The following is a 14,759-nucleotide window of genomic DNA, read 5'->3' on the forward strand; positions in this document are numbered from 1 at the left end:
AAATAATTAAAAGCGGATTTTATTAAATTTAGCTCAAAATTTTAGGAATGAAAAAACGCTGTCATTGGGTCACAAACGATCCATTATATATTGCTTATCATGATGAAGAATGGGGAGTTCCTGTTTATGATGATGCTACGTTGTTTGAATTTTTAGTTTTGGAAACTTTCCAGGCTGGATTAAGCTGGATAACCATTTTAAAGAAAAGAGAAAACTTTAGAGAAGCATTTGATCAGTTTGATTATAAGAAAATCGTGAATTATGATGATGCTAAATTTCAAGAACTAATCAATAATGCAGGAATCATTCGAAACAAGTTAAAGGTTAAAGCAACAATTTCTAACGCAGATGCATTTATAAAAGTTCAAGAAGAATTTGGTTCTTTTTCTAAATACATTTGGGCTTTTACAGATGGTAAACCTATAAAAAATGCATTTGAAAATAGGGAAGATGTTCCCGCAACAACTCCATTGTCTGATAAAATTTCGAAAGATCTAAAGAAAAGAGGGTTTAAGTTTGTAGGATCAACAGTTATTTATGCTTTTATGCAGGCAACAGGAATTGTTAATGATCACACTACAGATTGCTTTAGATATAATGAGTGTAATTAAGTAAAATAAAGAAAACCGGGAATTCCCCGGTTTTTTGTTTTAGTTTTTGTTGTAAGTCCATTTTGTGGAATCTTGTCCTGAACCAACACTTCCTGAAAAGTTCGTGACATTATTACCATTGTCTCGGACGACAATGTTAAAAGAAGTTGTTCCTCCAGAGTAATTATTTACCCAAACCGTGTACGTCCCAGATGGACCTCCATTAGGCCATGTAATATTTTCCGAGTTTCCTCCGCTACAACTTCCAGTACAATCAACATCTAAACTTCCTCCACTAGAAGAGGTTGTATTTGTAAAGCTAATTGTGGTACCTGTAGGGTCGGTTACATATAAATCAAGGTCCGAATTTCCATTCCAAGTTAAGTTGAATCTTGGACTTCCATCTTGACCAGAAAGACCACAATCAGAAGGATCAACTAAACCTTGACAAGAAGGTTCATCACAATTTCCGCACATCATCGCTACATCTCTAATGTTCGCTCTAGATATTTGACCTCCAGATGTACTAGCGAATTCATAACACTTTATATCATGACAAATTTTAGATAAATCATTACAAATTGTAGCAAGCATAGCAAAGTCAAAACTTCCTGTACCACTTGTACTTCCTTGAGTATTTATCGGAACAAAATAAATTGGTCCGGAAGTTCCGAAACGCATTCCAACGGCATTTACATTTCCGTTAGGAGCATTAAATGAGATATTATTTGTCATAGACTGTCCACCTGCAATTGGAATAGTGGCGTTATTATTACTTGTGATAGTAATAGAATCATCAATCTCTACTTGATTAGGATCTACAGTAAAAGTTCCAGGAGGTAATTGTAGAGCACTGTTCATTAAATTGGCTACTTCGGTAGGGTCAGAAATTCCATCTCCTACAGGATCGCTATCACTTCCTCCACAACTTATGATGCAAAGTGAAACAAACAGAGTTAAACTAAGGCTAATTACTTTTTTCATAATTACAGTATTTGGTGAATTAAATTTGGAATCTAATCGAAGCTCCTGCAGAAATTTCAGAGCCTTCTAAGAATTGTTTAGTAACGTCTACTCCAATAACAATACTATCAGAAATGAAGTAAGAAAGCGTTCCTCCTGCTGCAAAATAAAATTCAGCATTTGTATCAGCATCTGATTGAACAGTTAAATATCCTACTCCTGCGGTTGGTGCAATATCTAAACCATCAGCAACTGAAATATCATATTTAATTAAAACATCAAAGGTTAAGGCGTAATCAATTACATCTTTAATAATTTCTGCTGGAGCTAGGTACGTAAGTTGAGCGATATAACCAAATCCTTCAGAAGTGCCTCCAAAGTCATTATTAGCAACAAGCCCTATTCCATAATCGTATCCCTTACTGATTGTGGAAAATTGATAAGATAAACCTAAGCTACTTTCAACTGGTGTTGAGTTTTGTCCTGATAAACAATTTGTAGAGCATATGAATACAAAAATTGCGAGTAAAAATTTATTTTTCATTTGTTTGGTGTTTTTATTCAGGTCAAAATTAGAGTTGGAGATGTTTTTGGCTTTCGCTACAAATAAGTAATTTAGTACCTACTAGTTGTTTAAAAAGAATCTAGAATCTTAAAGCGTATGGCTAAAAAAACGAAAGATCCAGGTTTTGGATATAAATCTGCTGAAAACGTAAAAGGTATAATCAATAAAGATGGAACAACAAATATTGTTCATGTGAATAGACCTTTGAAAATAGATGATTTGTATACCTTTTTCATTGGGTTAAGTTGGTGGAAGTTTTTCTTGTTTGTAGTCTTCGGATATACTTTGTTGAATATTCTTTTCGGGATTGTATATGTGCTTATTGGAATCGAACAAATAACTCCTTCTAAAGGAAATTTATTAAGAGATTTCTTGAATGGTTTTTTCTTTAGTGCTCAAACTTTAACAACAGTTGGGTATGGAGGTATTGCTCCAAAAGGACTAACAGCAAATATTATTGCAGCCTTTGAAGCATTAATTGGTTTGATGAGTTTTTCATTTATCACAGGTTTGTTATATGGAAGGTTCTCGAAGCCTAAAGCTGCGATTCGATTTAGTAGTAACTTAATTTTAAGAGATTTTAATGAGCACAGAGCGTTAATGTTTCGATTAATGAATAGTAGAAAAACGTTAATGATAGAGCCCGAAGTATCTGTAACGCTTTCAATGAATGAGGAAGATGAAACAGGGCAATACAAAAGAAGTTTTTATGTGTTGAATCTTGAGCGAAAGAAGATAACCTATTTGCCAACTATTTGGACAATAGTACATCCTATTGATGATAAAAGTCCTTTGTATAATCTTTCTAATGAGGAAATTGAAAAACTAAATGCTGGACTCTATATTTTAGTCCAATATCATGAAGAATCTTTTGGTCAAAAAGTATATCAAACATCATCTTATAAATTCACTCAAGTTGTATCAAATGTGAAGTATACGCAATCTTCAAGCATAGATGAAGAAGGTTACACTGTTCTTGATCATGACAAACTTAGTGAAGTGGAGCCTATGTAATTAGTTAATTAAGAGCTTCGATAAAAACAATAAACCAATAGTTACAGCCAATCCAATTGCAACGTATAAAGCAGCATTTTGATAATGTTTTTTATTGTTTTTAGCATCTTTCTTGTAGCTGATTACCATTAATATAACGAAGGCAACAACAAATAAACTAGCAAAGATAATTCTACCAGTTGTAAACATTTTTAAGGCTATAAGTAAAGACATAAATTACTTGATTTAATGTGAGAATGTTACTGTAAACTTTGTACTTTTAGCAAAAGTACTAATTAAATGAATAAAGCAATTGTTTTTGGTGCAACTTCTGGTATAGGAAAACAACTTACCGAAATATTGATTCAAAATAATTATAAAGTTGCTATTACTGGAAGACGTTTAGAAAAGCTGAAAAAGCTAGAAGAAAAATATCCAGATCATATTTTAATTAAGCAAAATGATATTCAACAAATAAAAGAAGTAGAAAAAGCTTTTAATGAAATCGTTGAAGAGTTCGGTCATATTGATTTAATAATACAATCTTCTGGAATTGGTTTTGTGAATTTAGATTTAGAGTGGGAAAAAGAGAATCAAACCATTTTAACCAATGTTCATGGGGTAACCAAATTATATGATTTGGCGTTTAACTTATTTGAAAAACAAGAATTTGGTCATTTAGTAGGCATAACTTCAATAGCTTCATTACGAGGTAATAGAGGAGCTCCAGCATATTTTGCTTCAAAGGCATATCAGAAAGCGTATTTAGAAAGTTTATATATCAAAACAAAATCGATTATAACGAATAAGGTTTTTATTACGGATATCCGACCAGGATTTGTGGATACGGCTATGGCACTAGGAGATGGAATATTTTGGATGGTTCCACTTGAAAAAGCAGCGAAACAAATTTTTAAAGCAATTAAAAGAAAAAAGAGAGTTGCTTACATATCCAAACGTTGGTCAATTATTGCATTTGTGTTAAAAATAGTACCAACTTGGTTATTAAAAAAAGCCACATAGTTATGAAAAAGAATAAGCTAATAGTTTTAGATATAGATGATACGCTAACAAGTAGTGAGGATAAACACACAGATTCATTAGTTTATGCAATGCATGAGTTCGGAATTAAGGATGTTGATACAGACTGGAAAGCTTATGCTCATACTTCCGATAGCTTTATCTTAAAAGAGAATTATGAACGTTCTTTAGGTAAAGATTTTTCATTCAATGTAATTCCTGAATTTGAGAAAATCATGACTGAGTATTTTATGAAGTTTTCAGATTCTAAAGAAGTATTAGGAGCTAAAAATGTAGTTAAGTTTATTATGGATGAAACCGATTATGGTGTTTGCTTTGCAACAGGATCTATATTAAAACCAGCTTATTTAAAACTGGAGCAGATCGGATTGGAATTTGATAAAGAGGTTCTAGAATCAGCTAATAGTTTTTTTACTCGAGAAGAAATTGTTCAAAGTGCAATTCAAAGAGCAGAAGCGTTTTATAATGTTGATTCATTTGAAGAAATAATTTCTTTTGGAGATGGGCTTTGGGACGTAACAACAGCAGAAAATTTGAATTTACATTTTGTTGGAGTAAATACGAAAAACATAGAAGATTTTAAAAAGAAGAATGTAAAACATCACATTAATCATTGGGGAGATTTTGATTTAACCGAGATTGAAAGCATATTTAATATTAAGTAATTAACAACGTAAATAATGAAAGAAAAAATACAGGCAGTAACAGAGTTTCATGAAGCATTTGGTTTAGGTTTACATAATGCTCCTAAAGTAGATATAGGAGAAGATAGAAAACTACTTCGTTTCAATTTAATGAAAGAAGAAAATGAAGAATATTTTGAAGCTGTACAAAATAATGATCTTGTTGAAACTGCTGATGCTTTAGGAGATATGTTGTATATCTTATGTGGTACTATTATAGAACACGGAATGCAATATAAAATTGACGAGGTTTTCAATGAAATACAACGCAGTAACATGAGTAAATTAGGAGAGGATGGAAAGCCAATTTACAGAGAAGATGGAAAAGTAATGAAAGGGCCAAACTATTTTAAGCCGAACATTAAAGAAATACTAGAAAAGTAATTTTAGATAAAAAATTACATTCCACCATCGTTGAACTCAGTTAAATCGGGTTCAGCGATTTTTTGTAGAGCTGCTTCTAGCTGGCCTACGCTACTCACCATTTTTTCAATATTACCATCTTCATCAATAATTAAATGAGTAGGATATTGTTTTGCTCCAATTTCATCTCTCATAAATGCTTCTTGGTTTGCAATTACAGGATGTCTAAATTCGTTCTTAGTAAGGAACTGTAATAGTTTGTCAGACTTGTCAAAAGCTAAACTTAAGAAAACAACATCTTCATAAGCTTCATACTTATCATACAATCTATTCAACTTTGGGAATTCTCTAATACTTGGTTTTGATCCCATATGCCAACAGGTAATAATAATTATTTTACCATTCGTAGACCCACTTGAATATCGATTTCCATTAATGTCTTGAAAATTAAACTCTGGAAGTTTAGTTCCTTCTTTAGAAAAATAAGCATATGCAACATCAGCTTCACTTTTACTGAAACTTAAAATTCCTTTGTCATCAATTTCGTCTGTTGGATATAACTGATAAATTTGATCACCAGAAAGTAATTTAAGCGGTACAAAACTACCTGATGTTAAATCACTAAGAAAGTCGCTTTTTTCTATTTCTTCACCATCAGTATCTAAAGGAATAAAATCACTTGATAAATTGATGTTTTCCTTAAAATAAGTTTCCCATTTATCGCTGTCAGCTAAAACAACATCTAAATCTGGAAACATGTCATTGTCACTGAAATCAGTTGTAGAAGTAGTCTTGGTGTCGTCATCTGAAGATTTATCGTTACTGTCGTCTGAGGTTTCCTCTGTATACGTGTCCTCTGGTTCTGTAGTAGAACTAAAAGTAGCAGTTCCATCAGCATTAAACTCCAATTCATTATCCTTTTTATAAAAATTAGATAACACATAGAAGGTGATGCCGAAAGCAACAGCCATTGTAACGATAGTAATTAGAATGTTTTTCATAATAAGTTTGCCCGAGCCTAAGACAAATATATGAAAAAACATTTCACATGTTAATTTTTAGTTATCAATTACTTAACAACAAACTAAATTTTCATTCTCCATCCATATGGATCTTCAGAAATGTTGTATTGAATATTCATTAGTTTTTCTTTGAAAAGAGAAGCGTAAGAGTCATCAAGTTTAGGTAAATCAAACTCTTCACCACCATGGCTAAACCCAATAATAGGGTTTACAACTGTAGCAGTTCCAGAACCAAAAATTTCTTTCAATTCACCTTTTCTAGCAGCGTCTTTAATTTCAGCAACAGAAATTCTGCGGATTTCTACATCAATTCCATTGTCTTTAGCAATTTGAATTAATGATTTTCTAGTGATTCCGTCTAAGATTCTATCATTATTTGGAGCAGTTAAAAGTGTATCTCCAACTCTGAAGAAAATGTTCATTGTACCGGCCTCTTCTAAATATTCATGAGAGCTAGCATCAGTCCAAATAATTTGTTGGAAACCTTTTTCGTGAGCTAATTTTGTAGGGTAAAACTGAGCAGCATAATTTCCTGCAGCCTTCGCAAATCCAACTCCTCCATCTGCAGCTCTACTATATTTTTCAGCAAACAATACTCTAACTTCTCCTGCGTAATAAGCTTGAGCTGGAGATAAAATAATCATAAACTTATATTCCTCTGCTGGTGAAGCAGAAATTGCAGGTTGAGTTGCTACAACAAAAGGACGGATGTACATAGAATTACCAACTCCTTTTTTAATCCAGTCTTTATCAATATTCAATAGTTCTTTTAAACCATCGAAGAAATAATCTTCAGGAAATTCAGGTATGGCAAGACGAGCAGATGATTTATTTATTCTTTTAAAGTTTTCATCTGGCCTAAATAAAAATACATCATCATTTTCATCTTTATAGGCTTTCATTCCTTCAAAAACTGCTTGTCCGTAGTGAAAAACTCTAGCTGAAGGAGAAATTGTAATATCTCCGTAAGGTTTAATAACTGGAGTTTGCCATTTCCCATCTTTATACTCGCATTCAAACATGTGGTCTGTGAAGACTGTTCCAAAAACTAAATTATCGAAATCAACAGTGTTAATTTTGGATTGAGAAATAGGAACGATTTGAATGTTAGAAGTGCTCATAGATAAAGATTTAGTTAATAGTGCAAAAGTACAAAATAGAGACGAGTTTAGCGTTGAGTTTTAAGGTTTGGAAGGAGTTTAAAATTGTATCTTTGTAGCTTTAATATATTTAATTAGCTTATAATGAAAAACTTACTAATTTTATTTTGCGGTTTAATTTTGACTTTTATTTCTTGTAAAACAGAAAAAAAAGAAACTCCAGCAGTAAAAGAAACTCCTAAAACGGAATTTGCATCATTCGGAGAGAAAATTTCAAATGATGGAGCATTAACAAAAGAAGAGGTTCTTGCGAAGTATGGAACACTTAAAGTTGGAGATACTGTAGTAGTGAAATTTGCTTCTAAGATTAATGAAGTATGCTCTAAAAAAGGATGTTGGATGAAAGTTCCAGTTTCAGATTCTGAAGAGGTAATGGTTAGATTTAAAGATTACGGATTTTTTATGCCTTTAGATAGCAATGGAAAAGAGGTAATCGTAGAAGGAAAAGCATTTATCAAAGAAACTTCTGTAGATGAATTAAAGCACTATGCTGAAGATGCTGGAAAATCTAAAGAAGAAATAGCAAAAATTACTGAACCTAAATTAGAAAAGGCGTTTTTAGCGCACGGAGTTTTATTAAAATAATTTGGAAAGAGAAATTATTATAACTTCTGATGGTTCAACAACCATACATATCCCTGCTTGGAATGAACAATATCATTCCAAGCATGGTGCTATTCAGGAAGCTTATCACGTTTTTATAAAGCATGGTTTAGAGTTTGTTGCTCAAGATCAACTTTCTATTTTGGAAATTGGTTTTGGTACGGGTTTAAATTGTTTTATCACCTATTTAGAATCTGATAAAGAAATCGATTATGTTGGTGTTGAAGCGTATCCTGTAGATGAAAAAGAAATTAAAAAACTCAATTATGTATCTGAATTAAAAGCACAAAAGAAATCTGAAATTTTTAATAAGATGCATGGCATATCTTGGGAAGAAAAACATAAGATTGATGATAGATTCCAGTTGGAAAAGCGTCAACAGTTTTTTAAGGATATAAAAGATAAAGACGCATTTAACTTAATTTATTTCGATGCTTTTGGAGCCAGAGTTCAACCGGAATTATGGACAGAAGAAATTTTTAGCATAATGTTTGATGCTTTAAAAAATGAAGGAGTTTTAGTTACGTATGCAGCAAAAGGTAGCGTAAGAAGAGCAATGGAAGCCGTAGGTTTTACTGTTGAAAGGTTGCCTGGACCTCCTGGTAAAAGAGAAATGTTGAGAGCAATTAAAAAATAATTAGGCATAAACTAGATCATATGAAATTTAAAAAACGATTTGGAAACAGAAGAAGAACAAAACCTCAAAAAGGATTGTTTTTAGTAATACTATTAGCAATTGCTTTATTTCTTTTCTTTAATGCTGAAAGACTTTTAAGTCGAATATTATAAAATGAAACCATTTCAATTCAAGGAATTTACTGTTCATCAGGATAAAACAGCTATGAAAGTAGGAACTGATGGTGTTTTATTAGGAGCGTGGACTTCAATTACTGATTTTCCAGATTCAATTTTAGATATTGGTTCTGGAACTGGAGTTATAGCATTAATGCTCGCCCAAAGAACAGATGCAATGACTGTAGATGCAGTTGAGCTTAATGAAAATGCTTACGAACAAACTGTTGAAAATTTTGAAAAATCAGATTGGGGAGATCGTTTGTTTTGTTATAATGCTTCTTTTCAGGAATTTGCTGAAGAACTTGTCGAGGAAGAAGAATCTTACGATTTGATTGTTTCAAATCCTCCTTTTTATACTGATGAATTTGAAACTAAAGATAATGCGCGAAATGAAGCTCGTTTTACATCTTCGTTGAGTTTTGAAGAGTTGCTAAAAGGTGTCTCGAATTTACTAGCTGAAAATGGTGTTTTTGCAACGATAATTCCATTTAAAGAGGAAGAAAATTTTGTTGCTTTAGCTTCTTCTTTAGGATTACATTTGAATAGAGTTTGCAGAGTCAAAGGAAATTTAAATGCTGAAGTTAAAAGAAGTTTGCTGGAATTTTCTAATGGTAAAAAGGACCTTGTTTCAGAAGAACTAACAATAGAAAAAGAAAGACATCAGTATACTGATGCCTATATTAATTTGACGAAGGATTTTTATTTGAAAATGTAATTAGTCAAAATTCGGTAATAAAAGTTCACCCAATTACCTTAGTTTAATTTTTGATTTACTCTGAAAAAAACACTCATTTTTTACATAACTTGTTCCAATAAGTTATTGGTTGCAGACAATAAGGTTTGAATTTTTTGTTCATCATATGCGTCTTGATGAGCTTCACCAAAACTTCCTCGATCATTATCGAAATAACTTCCAGAGAGCTCTTTTAAGTTTTCTGAAGTGGCAAGTTTAACTAGAATATTAGCTCCTTTATCTGCAGAAGACCAATGGTTTCCATAGGCTTCTTTGACCATTTTAGTATTTAATAAAGAACCTGGATTCACTGCTATAGTTAATATATCTGAATGTTTTTTAGCAAAATCGAAACTCCACATAGTTAATGCAAGTTTACTTTGTGCATAAGATTCTTTCATCGAGATATTAATCTTTCCTTCCAGAGCATTTAAATCTACAGTGGATTGCGCTGCTGAACTTAAATTAATAACTCTCGAAGAATTACTTCTTTGAAGAACTGGTAATAAGTGTTGGGTAAATGTGTAAGGAGCAAGATAGTTAACAGCAAATCTTAAATCTAAACCTAGGTAATTTTTATGTGTACTTTTAAAAACACCAGCATTATTTATCAAAACATCTATAGAATCTATTTTTGAATTGATGTTTTGAGCTAATTCAACAACTTGATTTAAATCTGAAAAATCTGCTGTAAAACCAAAAATATTTTCATTTTCAGTAGACTCTTTTAATTCTGAAATTGTGTTTGCTACCTTTTCTGGATTTCTACCATGAATATAGATTCGATGACCTTGTTTTGCTAGTATATGGGCTGTAAGTTTACCAATACCATCGGTACTACCAGTAATTAAAATATTTTTATTCATTGTTCCTTTATTTTGTTAAAAATTAAGCTAAATCGTCTTTTGCTTCAATTAAAAAATGATGACTTACAGAACCTGCAGTTCTAGCTTTTAGATGAGGTGCATATTCCGGATCGTTCATAAATGCTAATGCCGCTTCTTTGGTAGGCCAACTTATTATAATTCGTAAAGCTGCTTGTTGCTTGTTACCTTCAACTTGTTCATGTGAAGAAGTTCTTGCCAAATATGTACCACCATGTTTTTGTACCAATTTATTCGCTGTTGGTAAATAATCAGGTATCCAAGCGTCATTTGTTGGTGTTACGTCTAATACAGAAAAATAGCTCATAATATTATAATTTTAAGGTTTGTTGTTTTTTTATTTCCAAGTAATAATACTGTCAAAATCTCTTCTAGATTTTGGTCTTGCAGGATCTTCTTTACGATGTCCAAAGGCAACCATATACGATAATCCATATTTAGTAGTATCAACATCAAATTTCTCTTGAAGGAGTTGTTCAAATTTTTCTTGATGGAATCCTTCTATCGGGCAACTATCTATTCCAACTAGTGCTGCAGCTGTCATCATATTTCCTAAAGCGATATAAGTTTGTTTTGAAGCCCAATCGAATAATTTTTTATCGCTATCTAAGTTGAAATCACGTTCTTGAAATTCTCTATAAAACTTCGAGTACATTTCCATAACATCTTCTGGTAACTGTTTCACATCTTTCATCATATGAGAAATGTATTCGCTATCCCATTTCGTCATGGGAGCTTTCATACTTAATCCTAATACAAAATGACTTGCAGTATCCAATTTTAAAGGAGCTCCCCAGGCAACAGGTTTTAATAATTCTCTTAATTCCTGATCTTGAACTACAATAAAGTGCCAAGGTTCAAAACCAAATGAACTTGGAGATAAATTAGCGGTCTTTAGAATGAAGTTAATGTCATCTTCTGAAAGCTTTTTAGTAGCATCAAACTCTTTAGTAGCATGTCTAAATTGAAAAGCATTTAGAACATCTTCTTTTGAAATATGTGTTGTACTCATGATTTTTTAAACTATAAAAATTATAGTTACAAAATTATTTATAGTTTTGTATCCATGCAATAACGGTCAAAAAGGATAGTTTAAAATTTATAGAATTATGCATCAGTTTAAAGGAAAACAATATCCATGTTGTACGAGTTTAACCATGGGAGTTATAGGAGGGAAGTGGAAAACCGTAATTTTATTTTATTTAATAGGAGGTAAGCTTCGTTACAATGAGTTGCGAAAAAAAATGGGAACCGTTACCGAAAGAACCTTGAGTTTACAGTTGCAACAATTACAAGAAGATGGTGTAATTCAACGTGAAGTTTTTTATAGTAAACCACCATTAAAAGTAGAGTATTCATTAACGGAGTTTGGAAAAACATTGATTCCAATACTAGAGGCTATTGCTCAGTGGGGAGACTATGCTTTAGAGAATCATTCAGCAGAAGAGAACGCTCAATAATTTATTTTATTCGTCTGAATTAAATAAAGTTTCTACAATAACTTTAGCTGCTAATTTGCTTCCTTTTTCTGAAGGATGAAATTCATCCTGACTGTAGAGTGAATAATCTTTAGATTTTTCAATATGAGTTTTCCATGCTTTTCCAACAGGTAATAAAATAGCATTGTTTAGTTTTGCTGCGTCCTCGTAATTTTTAATAACACCATTAAAAGTATGGTAATAATAAATGGCTGGCCAAACCATGAAATAGCAAAGTTTTGTATTGCTCGATTTACAAAGATTGCTATATTTTCTTCCATATTGAATTAACATTTTTCTACCATCTTTTTGAGAAGAAGGTCCTTGTTGAAGGATAACATAGTCATATTTTTTGCGACGAATCAGTCTTTTTACTTTTCCATCATTCCAATGATCTTCTATTGCGTAATTAGGATGAGCAACCATCTTAGTTTTAATGTTTAAATTCTTTTCATTCTTGGCATATTCTGTAACTAACTTCGGTAAATCATTATAATATGTAAGGCTATTTCCAATAAATAAAATAGAATACTCCTTTTCATCTTGAGCATAAGTATTAGTTAGGCTAATAAGAACACATAGAGTAATAAAGTAACGACCAAGCATGTGATATAAATTATTCCAACAAGTTAAAATGATAAAGGAATTTTACTAGTTAAATTTTACATAAAATTGAAATATACCAATTGAAGGGTTCAGTATATTTTGTTTTGGAACTAACATAAAATGAGAGGTTTAAAAAGAAGAATAAATTCTTTACGTCTCTGTTGTGATTCGATTAATTAAAATAAATAAACATTTATATCTTTTTTTTGAAAAAAAAGGTAGGGTGTTTTTAAAGTAAAGTGTTTTATACGCGTGAAGCCAATCTTCTTAATGAGATTTCTATGGGTAAGGGCATAATAAATTTTAACTGAGATGTGCTTCCAAATAAGTTTGATCGATGGGTTGTAAATTGTTTAATAGACAAAGCGCAACCCATCTCTTTTTTTACATAATTATTATCCAATTACACCTTCAGGATTATAACCCAAATAAGGAACCTTTTTTTCAACAAAATTAATTCCATAGTCTTCCAATTCTTTTAAAATTGGCTCATAAACTTCCTTGTTTATTGGTAATTGAACACCTGGAGTGGTAATGTCTCCATTTAATATTTTTAGAGTTGCCATTGCAACAGGTAAACCAACAGTTTTGGCCATAGCCGTATAAGTTTGATCGTCTCCTTTGATAATCATACTACTTTCGATTTGATGTTTACCATCCTTATCTTGATAACCAAATTTATGATGCATAACAATCATATCTTTATCATCGGGCTGTAATGTCCATGAATCCATCAATATCTTTTGAAGGATTTGTGCTGGAGTTGCATTCTTCAATTCAACTTTTTTATTTCCATTAAATATATCAAGTTCAACAAATTTCTCCCACATAATATCATCTTGATCTATTTTCAAGTAAGATCTGAATTTTAATTCCACTGAATCTGACGGAGAATATGCTAAAAATGAATTGGTAAAATCACGATAACTCATGTTTTCTGAATCTTCAATAGTGTAACTATCATCGGTCATACCTAATTGTACAAAAACATTCCAAGCTCTGGAGTAACCAACTTTTCGAACAGTTCCTCTATACATGGTAGGAATATCATCTAATCCATAAATACTTCTATATTTAAGTGAATCTCTGTTGGCATAAGCTTCAAATTGTCCGCTACCATTTATAGTTAAAAACTCAGTTCTTCTGAATAATTTGTGATAAGGAATGTATTTATAAGCGCCTTCTTGAATAAATTTTGAAGCTCCTCCTTGTCCTGCTAAAACAACATTTCTTGGATTCCAGGTGAATTTATAGTTCCATAAGTTAGTATCACTTTCTGGCGCTACAAGTCCACCACAAAATGATTCGAACAATAACATTTTACCACCTTCTTCACGAATTCTATCAATTACATCCATGGCACTCATATGGTCAATTCCCGGATCTAAACCAATTTCATTCATAAAAATTAATCCTTTCTGCTTTGCCTCATGATCCAATGCTTTCATTTCTTTAGAAATGTAAGAGGCAGTAACCATATGTTTATTAAACTCAATACAGTTTTTTGCAACTTCAATATGTAAATGTGCAGGAAGCATAGAGATTACGATATCTGATTTTTGGATTGCGTCAATACGTTCTGCTTCATTAAATACATCTAGCTTCATTGCTGAAGCATTAGGATGATTGTTTATTTTTTGTACTGCATTTTCAACAGAAAGATCTCCAATTGTAATGTGTAAGTTTTCACTAGATGATTTATCAAGTAAATATTTTATCAACGATGAACTTGATCGTCCGGCTCCAATAATCAATATATTTCTCATCAATTTATGTAGTAAATTTGTATGGTTTTGTTAGAAACCTTAGTTGTTTAAAAGTTTAATATTTAACAAATATAACAAAAATGTATAAAAATTTAACAATAATTACGCTTTTAGGAGCGCTTACAATTATTTTAGGTGCATTTGGTGCTCATGCATTAAAAGAAACACTATCACCAGAAGCTTTACAAAGTTTTGAAACGGCTGTACGTTATCAAATGTATCACGTACTTCTTTTGATTATGGTGAACCTAACAGAACACTTTTCAATTGCTTTTAAAAGAAAGATAACTTGGTTTTTTTTGACTGGAATACTACTTTTTTCGGGCTCAATTTATGCGATTTACCTGGGGAAAATCCCTGTAAATTACATTTGGTTTGTAACTCCATTAGGTGGCTTAGTGCTGATTATAGGTTGGTTCTTATTGAGTTATCAGCTATTTAAAAGGTCTAGAGGAAAATAAATTAGTAATAAATACTACTTAAGAATAAGCAGTTTAAACAAAAAGATTTATTT

The 14,759-nt window shown here is 31.7% G+C and carries 21 protein-coding genes; 11 read left to right on the forward strand and 10 right to left on the reverse strand.

Annotated features, from left to right (window positions below; translation table 11 throughout):
- The first annotated feature begins 47 nt into the window (after positions 1–47).
- Complete coding sequence (locus ABNT61_RS14725; RefSeq protein ID WP_348743761.1) at positions 48–611, forward strand: DNA-3-methyladenine glycosylase I; 564 nt, start codon at positions 48–50, stop codon at positions 609–611.
- 39 nt (positions 612–650) lie between these two features.
- Here ABNT61_RS14725 and ABNT61_RS14730 read toward each other — a convergent pair whose 3' ends face one another.
- Positions 651–1,574: a hypothetical protein gene (locus ABNT61_RS14730; protein WP_348743762.1), complete on the reverse strand. Its 924-nt coding sequence runs from the start codon at positions 1,572–1,574 to the stop codon at positions 651–653.
- 19 nt (positions 1,575–1,593) lie between these two features.
- On the reverse strand, positions 1,594–2,097 hold the full coding sequence (locus ABNT61_RS14735; RefSeq protein ID WP_348743763.1) for a hypothetical protein: 504 nt from the start codon (positions 2,095–2,097) through the stop codon (positions 1,594–1,596).
- A gap of 117 nt (positions 2,098–2,214) precedes the next feature.
- Between ABNT61_RS14735 and ABNT61_RS14740 the strand changes: the two genes are divergently transcribed.
- Positions 2,215–3,132 (forward strand): ion channel, encoded by a 918-nt coding sequence (locus ABNT61_RS14740; protein WP_348743764.1) that lies wholly within the window; start codon positions 2,215–2,217, stop codon positions 3,130–3,132.
- Here ABNT61_RS14740 and ABNT61_RS14745 read toward each other — a convergent pair whose 3' ends face one another.
- Positions 3,133–3,345: a hypothetical protein gene (locus ABNT61_RS14745; protein ID WP_348743765.1), complete on the reverse strand. Its 213-nt coding sequence runs from the start codon at positions 3,343–3,345 to the stop codon at positions 3,133–3,135. It abuts the gene before it with no gap.
- 66 nt (positions 3,346–3,411) lie between these two features.
- Here ABNT61_RS14745 and ABNT61_RS14750 point away from each other — a divergent pair, with 66 nt between their 5' ends.
- Genes ABNT61_RS14750 through ABNT61_RS14760 form a run of 3 tightly spaced genes read left to right on the forward strand, consistent with a single transcriptional unit; the run spans position 3,412 to position 5,219 of the window.
- Positions 3,412–4,134, forward strand: a complete 723-nt coding sequence (locus tag ABNT61_RS14750; protein ID WP_348743766.1) for an SDR family NAD(P)-dependent oxidoreductase — start codon at positions 3,412–3,414, stop codon at positions 4,132–4,134.
- Positions 4,135–4,136: 2 nt separating this feature from the next.
- Positions 4,137–4,817: an HAD family hydrolase gene (locus ABNT61_RS14755; RefSeq protein WP_348743767.1), complete on the forward strand. Its 681-nt coding sequence runs from the start codon at positions 4,137–4,139 to the stop codon at positions 4,815–4,817.
- 15 nt (positions 4,818–4,832) lie between these two features.
- Positions 4,833–5,219: a nucleoside triphosphate pyrophosphohydrolase family protein gene (locus ABNT61_RS14760; RefSeq protein WP_348710079.1), complete on the forward strand. Its 387-nt coding sequence runs from the start codon at positions 4,833–4,835 to the stop codon at positions 5,217–5,219.
- A gap of 14 nt (positions 5,220–5,233) precedes the next feature.
- Here ABNT61_RS14760 and ABNT61_RS14765 read toward each other — a convergent pair whose 3' ends face one another.
- Complete coding sequence (locus ABNT61_RS14765; RefSeq protein ID WP_348743768.1) at positions 5,234–6,199, reverse strand: TlpA disulfide reductase family protein; 966 nt, start codon at positions 6,197–6,199, stop codon at positions 5,234–5,236.
- 83 nt (positions 6,200–6,282) lie between these two features.
- A complete protein-coding gene (locus ABNT61_RS14770; protein ID WP_348743769.1) occupies positions 6,283–7,341 on the reverse strand; it encodes a branched-chain amino acid aminotransferase in 1,059 nt (352 codons plus the stop codon).
- A gap of 123 nt (positions 7,342–7,464) precedes the next feature.
- On the opposite strand from ABNT61_RS14770, the gene ABNT61_RS14775 reads away from it, so the two are divergent.
- Genes ABNT61_RS14775 through ABNT61_RS14790 form a run of 4 tightly spaced genes read left to right on the forward strand, consistent with a single transcriptional unit; the run spans position 7,465 to position 9,493 of the window.
- Entirely contained in the window at positions 7,465–7,965 is a 501-nt protein-coding gene (locus ABNT61_RS14775) for a DUF4920 domain-containing protein (RefSeq protein WP_348743770.1), read from the forward strand.
- A gap of 1 nt (position 7,966) precedes the next feature.
- Entirely contained in the window at positions 7,967–8,620 is a 654-nt protein-coding gene (gene mnmD, locus ABNT61_RS14780; RefSeq protein ID WP_348743771.1) for a tRNA (5-methylaminomethyl-2-thiouridine)(34)-methyltransferase MnmD, read from the forward strand.
- A gap of 20 nt (positions 8,621–8,640) precedes the next feature.
- Complete coding sequence (locus tag ABNT61_RS14785; protein WP_348743772.1) at positions 8,641–8,772, forward strand: hypothetical protein; 132 nt, start codon at positions 8,641–8,643, stop codon at positions 8,770–8,772.
- Between the two features lies 1 nt (position 8,773).
- On the forward strand, positions 8,774–9,493 hold the full coding sequence (locus ABNT61_RS14790; RefSeq protein WP_348743773.1) for a tRNA1(Val) (adenine(37)-N6)-methyltransferase: 720 nt from the start codon (positions 8,774–8,776) through the stop codon (positions 9,491–9,493).
- An 80-nt stretch (positions 9,494–9,573) separates the two neighbouring features.
- Here ABNT61_RS14790 and ABNT61_RS14795 read toward each other — a convergent pair whose 3' ends face one another.
- Genes ABNT61_RS14795 through ABNT61_RS14805 form a run of 3 tightly spaced genes read right to left on the reverse strand, consistent with a single transcriptional unit; the run spans position 9,574 to position 11,407 of the window.
- The gene (locus ABNT61_RS14795; protein ID WP_348743774.1) at positions 9,574–10,377 is read right to left on the reverse strand and encodes an SDR family NAD(P)-dependent oxidoreductase; all 804 of its coding nucleotides are present in this window, start codon (positions 10,375–10,377) and stop codon (positions 9,574–9,576) included.
- Positions 10,378–10,399: 22 nt separating this feature from the next.
- The gene (locus ABNT61_RS14800) at positions 10,400–10,702 is read right to left on the reverse strand and encodes a DUF1330 domain-containing protein (RefSeq protein WP_348743775.1); all 303 of its coding nucleotides are present in this window, start codon (positions 10,700–10,702) and stop codon (positions 10,400–10,402) included.
- Positions 10,703–10,732: 30 nt separating this feature from the next.
- Positions 10,733–11,407, reverse strand: a complete 675-nt coding sequence (locus ABNT61_RS14805; RefSeq protein ID WP_348743776.1) for an NAD(P)H-dependent oxidoreductase — start codon at positions 11,405–11,407, stop codon at positions 10,733–10,735.
- Positions 11,408–11,504: 97 nt separating this feature from the next.
- Here ABNT61_RS14805 and ABNT61_RS14810 point away from each other — a divergent pair, with 97 nt between their 5' ends.
- Positions 11,505–11,855, forward strand: a complete 351-nt coding sequence (locus ABNT61_RS14810) for a helix-turn-helix domain-containing protein (RefSeq protein ID WP_348722902.1) — start codon at positions 11,505–11,507, stop codon at positions 11,853–11,855.
- Between the two features lie 6 nt (positions 11,856–11,861).
- Here the strand turns inward: ABNT61_RS14810 and ABNT61_RS14815 are convergent, their stop codons facing one another.
- A complete protein-coding gene (locus ABNT61_RS14815; RefSeq protein ID WP_348743777.1) occupies positions 11,862–12,479 on the reverse strand; it encodes an SGNH/GDSL hydrolase family protein in 618 nt (205 codons plus the stop codon).
- A gap of 395 nt (positions 12,480–12,874) precedes the next feature.
- Positions 12,875–14,245: a saccharopine dehydrogenase family protein gene (locus ABNT61_RS14820; protein ID WP_348743778.1), complete on the reverse strand. Its 1,371-nt coding sequence runs from the start codon at positions 14,243–14,245 to the stop codon at positions 12,875–12,877.
- 80 nt (positions 14,246–14,325) lie between these two features.
- Here ABNT61_RS14820 and ABNT61_RS14825 point away from each other — a divergent pair, with 80 nt between their 5' ends.
- Positions 14,326–14,706 carry a DUF423 domain-containing protein gene (locus ABNT61_RS14825; RefSeq protein ID WP_348743779.1) on the forward strand — a complete coding sequence of 127 codons (381 nt, stop codon included), beginning with the start codon at positions 14,326–14,328 and terminating at the stop codon, positions 14,704–14,706.
- Positions 14,707–14,759: the final 53 nt, after the last annotated feature.

The organism is Tenacibaculum sp. 190524A05c, from assembly GCF_964036595.1.
In the GTDB taxonomy this organism is placed as follows: domain Bacteria; phylum Bacteroidota; class Bacteroidia; order Flavobacteriales; family Flavobacteriaceae; genus Polaribacter; species Polaribacter platacis.